The organism is Methylobacterium sp. WL103 (genome assembly GCF_008039885.1).
Taxonomy (GTDB): domain Bacteria; phylum Pseudomonadota; class Alphaproteobacteria; order Rhizobiales; family Beijerinckiaceae; genus Methylobacterium; species Methylobacterium cerastii.
Genome location: NZ_VRUX01000395.1, coordinates 1 through 4046, shown reverse-complemented (window position 1 = coordinate 4046; position 4046 = coordinate 1). Strand labels below are relative to the sequence as shown.

Below are 4046 nucleotides of genomic sequence, written 5' to 3'. Positions count from 1 at the left end.
GCTCTCGGGCCGCGCCGCCACCGCCGGCGCGGGACCGGTGGTCTGCGCCTGCCACGGGGTCGGGCTCGACGTCATCACGGCGGCCATCACGGGCGGCGCGGGCTCCGTCGAGGCGGTGGGCGCGGCCTGCAAGGCCGGCACGAATTGCGGCTCGTGCATCCCTGAGATCCGCAAGCTGCTGCCCGAGGCGCTTGCGCGCGACGCCGCGTAGCATCAGGTTCGTCCGTGACCCAGACGAGATCCAAGCCGACCCTCATGAGCACGCCCCGCCAGCCGCGCGAGACCCGCGCCGGCCTCGAACCCCTCGCCGTCCTCCCGGTCTTCGTGCCGCTGCAGGGCAAGCGCGCGGTGCTGGCCGGCTCGAACGGCGGCGCGCCCTGGAAGGTGAAGCTGCTCGCCGCCGCCGGCGCCCACGTCGACGTCTACGCGGCGGAGCCGAGCGAAGAGATGCGAAGCGTGCCGGGCGAGGTCGTCGCCGGCAGCGTGACCCTACACGAGCGCGCCTGGGCGCCGGACGACTTGTGGGGCTCGGCCTTCTGCATCGGGGCGATGGAGGACGAGGCCGAGTGCGTTGCCTTCGTCGCCGCCGCGCGCGGCACCGGCGCCATCGTCAACGCCGTCGACCGGCCGCATCTCTGCGACGTGAAGTTCGGCGCCATCGTCAACCGCTCGCCGTTGGTGGTCGGCATCTCGACGGAAGGCGCGGTGCCGGTCTTCGGGCAGACCGTGCGGGCGCGCATCGAAGCGATGCTGCCGCGCGGGTTTTCGCGCTGGGTCGCGGCTGCGCGGGACTGGCGCGAGGGTGTCACCGCGCGCTTCCACGGCTTTGCCGAGCGCCGCGGCTTCTGGGAACGGTTTTCGGATCTGGCCTTCGCCGAGCCAGACCGGGCGCCGACGGACGCGGACCTCGAACGGCTGCTCGCGCAGACCGAGCCCGCGCCCAAGGGCGGGGCGGTGACGCTCGTCGGCGCCGGGCCGGGCGACGCCGAGCTGCTGACGCTGAAGGCGCTGCGTTCCTTACGCAACGCCGACGTGATCCTCTACGACGACCTCGTCGCCCCCGAGATCCTGGATTACGCCCGCCGCGAGGCGCGCACGATGCTGGTGGGCAAGACCGGCCATGGGCCGTCCTGCCGCCAGGACGACATCAACGCGCTGATGGTCTCGCTCGCCAAGTCCGGCAAGCAGGTGGTGCGCCTCAAGTCCGGCGACCCGCTGATCTTCGGCCGCGCCGGCGAGGAGATCGAGGCCTGCCGGCAGGCCGGCATCCCCGTCGCCGTGGTGCCGGGGATCAGCGCGGCGCAGGGTGCGGCGGCCTCCCTCGGCGTCTCGCTCACCCACCGCGACGCGGCGCGCCGCCTGCAATACGTCACCGGGCACGACCGCCGCGGCGCGCTGCCAGACGACCTGAACTGGGGGGCGCTGGCCGACCCCTCGGTCACCACCGTGGTCTACATGCCCAAGCGCACCCTGCGGGTGCTGCTGGAGCGCGCGGTCGCCGAAGGCCTCGCGCCCGCGACGCCGGCGCTCCTGACCTTCAACGCCACCCGCCCCGATCAGCAGGTTGTGACAGGCACGGCCTTCGACCTTGCCGACCGCGCGGACGCGGCAGGCCTGGACGGTCCGGCGATCCTGATGATCGGCGAAGCCCTGCGCCACACGAAGGCTTCGTCCGCCCTCGACGACGTGGCCTTGCCGACGCCGTTCGAAGCAGCGGGCTCCGTCGCGTCCTGACCGCGTTGGTCGAGGCCTCACGCGGTCGGCGCTTGATCGGCGCGCCGGCGTCCAGGCGGATGGCCGTGGCGGTGGATACCGAGGCCTGAGGCAAAGCGCCAGGGTCCTTAGAAGTGCCCCGACCTTGCCACCCGCGGCCGCCCATGCTGTTCCAGCGGCCTTCGCGAGAAGGTCACCTCCATGCGCCGCGCCCTCCTGCCCATCATCGCCTTCGTGCTCGGCTTCGTCGGGCTCACGGCCGCGGCCGTGTTCACGCTGATGCCGGAACGGACGGAGGTGGCGGCTTCGAGCGTCGGCGGGCCGTTCACGCTAGTGGATCAGGACGGGAAGGCGGTCACCGAAGCCAACTTCGCCGGCGCGACGCACCTCGTGTTCTTCGGCTTCACCCACTGCCCCGACATCTGCCCGACGACCCTGCAGCAGATCTCGGACGTGCTGGCGGCGCTCGGGCCGAAGGCCAAGGCAATGAAGGTCGCCTTCATCACCGTCGACCCGGAGCGGGACACGCCGGCGAGCCTCAAGGCCTACCTGTCGAGCTTCGATCCGCGGATCACCGGGCTCACCGGCAGCCCGGCCCAGGTGGCGGCGGCCGTGAAGGCTTATCGCGCCTACAGCCGCAAGGTGCCGGGCAGGGACGGCGACTACACGATGGAGCACACCGCCCTGGTGTACGTGATGGACGGCAAGAACCGCTTCCTCGGCGCGCTTAACCTGATGCGCCCGGCCGACGAGACGGCGGCGGAACTGGCCAAGCGGATCTGATCGGCCGCCCCCAGCGGCCCGGCCTCACGCCGCCGGGCGTCGCGGACGCAGCACGCCGCTGCGCGAGGTGCGTGACAGCCCGTGCTCCGTCTTGTTCCACTGCGAGGGCGCGCGGACGAACTCGATCACCGCGAGCCACGCGGCGACGCTCACCAGGGCGAAGTAGAACGGCATCACCGGCACGAACCACAGGAGGTCCCACCAGCCCCGGCGGATGCATCCGAGCGCCGGCGGCAGGATCAGGGCCGTGATGCCTGACAGGAACAGGGTGATCGCGACGCCGATGGGGAGGTTGCGCCAAAACTCGGGTGCGACCGGAATCTCGAAGAGCAGGAAGTCGGCGCACGCCCAGATGAGGAAGACCGGGTAGACCAGCGCGGAGGCGACCGCGCCGGGAATCAGCGTCGCGGCGCAGAGTGTGTCGAGGCGCCCGAGGCGCCGATAGGTTTCGATGGGGTTGCGGCCGTGGGTGACGGTGGTCTGCAGGAACCCCTTCATCCAGCGGACGCGCTGGTGCAGCCAGGCCCGCAGCACGATCGGTGCCTCCTCGATCGTCGCGCTCGGCAGGTCGCCGACGTGGTAGCCGGCGCAGGCCAGCCGCATCCCGAGGTCGGCGTCCTCGGTGACGTTGCGCGCGTCCCAGCCGTGCAGCTCGCGCAGCACCGCGGTGCGGATGTGCATCGAGGTTCCCCCGAGCGGCATCGGCAGGTGCCAGTGCGCCAGCGCCGGGTTCAGCACGTCGAACAGGCCGGCATATTCCAGGGCGAAGCACCGGGCGATCCAGGAATCCTCCGGGTTGTCGATCACCAGGCGGCCCTGCAGGCAGGCGGTGCTGGCGGGCGCCCGCGCAAAGATCTCGGCGGCGAGGCGCAGCTGGCCCGGGTCGGGCACGTCCTCGGCGTCGTAGACCACGAGCAGCTCGCCGCGGGCGAGAGGCAGGGCGACGTTGAGCGCCCGCGGCTTCGTCCGCGGCCGGCCGTCGGGAACCGCGATCACCTCGAAGCGGGCGGGCAGCGGGATCCGCGCGAGGGCGGCGATAGTGCCGGCATCGTCCGCCTCGACGACGAACTTCAGGTCGAGCTTGGCCAACGGGTAGTCGAACCGGGCCAGCGCCGAGACGAGGCGCGGCACCACGCGGGCCTCGCGATAGAGCGCCACGAGGACGGTGTACGTCGGCAGATCGCGGTCGTTCAAGGGCGCGACGACTGGTGGCGGCACGGTCGGGGAGGGGATGAACAGGGCTCCGACGCGGAAGATCGCCATCGCCAGGAACAGCGTCTGCGCCGCCACGACCAGGATCAGTGCGAGGATCGGCGGCAAAGCCTCGAAAGCCAGGGTGCCGGCGCAGGCGATCAGGGCGGCGAGCGCCAGACCCGGCCCGAGCGGCCGGGTGCCGAAGGCCCAACCCGGCGCCTTCGCTTCCAGGTCGTCGGCGGCGTACTCAGCGATGGCTTTCGGCATTGCCGCGAACAGGGCCGCGCGCAGGCGCGTCGGGCTCGTCACCGCAGGCATCCGCCCGCGCGGACTGCGCCCGGCGAGCAGTTCGGCGA

4 protein-coding genes are annotated in these 4046 nt (G+C 72.1%); 3 read left to right on the top strand and 1 reads right to left on the bottom strand.

Annotation, left to right across the window (positions count from 1 at the left end; genetic code table 11):
* From FV222_RS19180 to FV222_RS19170, 3 genes are all read left to right on the top strand, one after another.
* Positions 1-211 (top strand): (2Fe-2S)-binding protein (locus tag FV222_RS19180; protein ID WP_147815411.1); only part of this gene is annotated, 211 nt, incomplete at its 5' end.
* 44 nt (positions 212-255) lie between these two features.
* Complete coding sequence (gene cysG / locus FV222_RS19175) at positions 256-1734, top strand: siroheme synthase CysG (RefSeq protein ID WP_147815410.1); 1479 nt, start codon at positions 256-258, stop codon at positions 1732-1734.
* A 180-nt stretch (positions 1735-1914) separates the two neighbouring features.
* A complete protein-coding gene (locus FV222_RS19170) occupies positions 1915-2496 on the top strand; it encodes an SCO family protein (protein ID WP_147815409.1) in 582 nt (193 codons plus the stop codon).
* 24 nt (positions 2497-2520) lie between these two features.
* Here FV222_RS19170 and FV222_RS19165 read toward each other — a convergent pair.
* Positions 2521-4046: glycosyltransferase (locus FV222_RS19165; protein WP_147815408.1), on the bottom strand; the 1526-nt coding region annotated here is incomplete at its 5' end.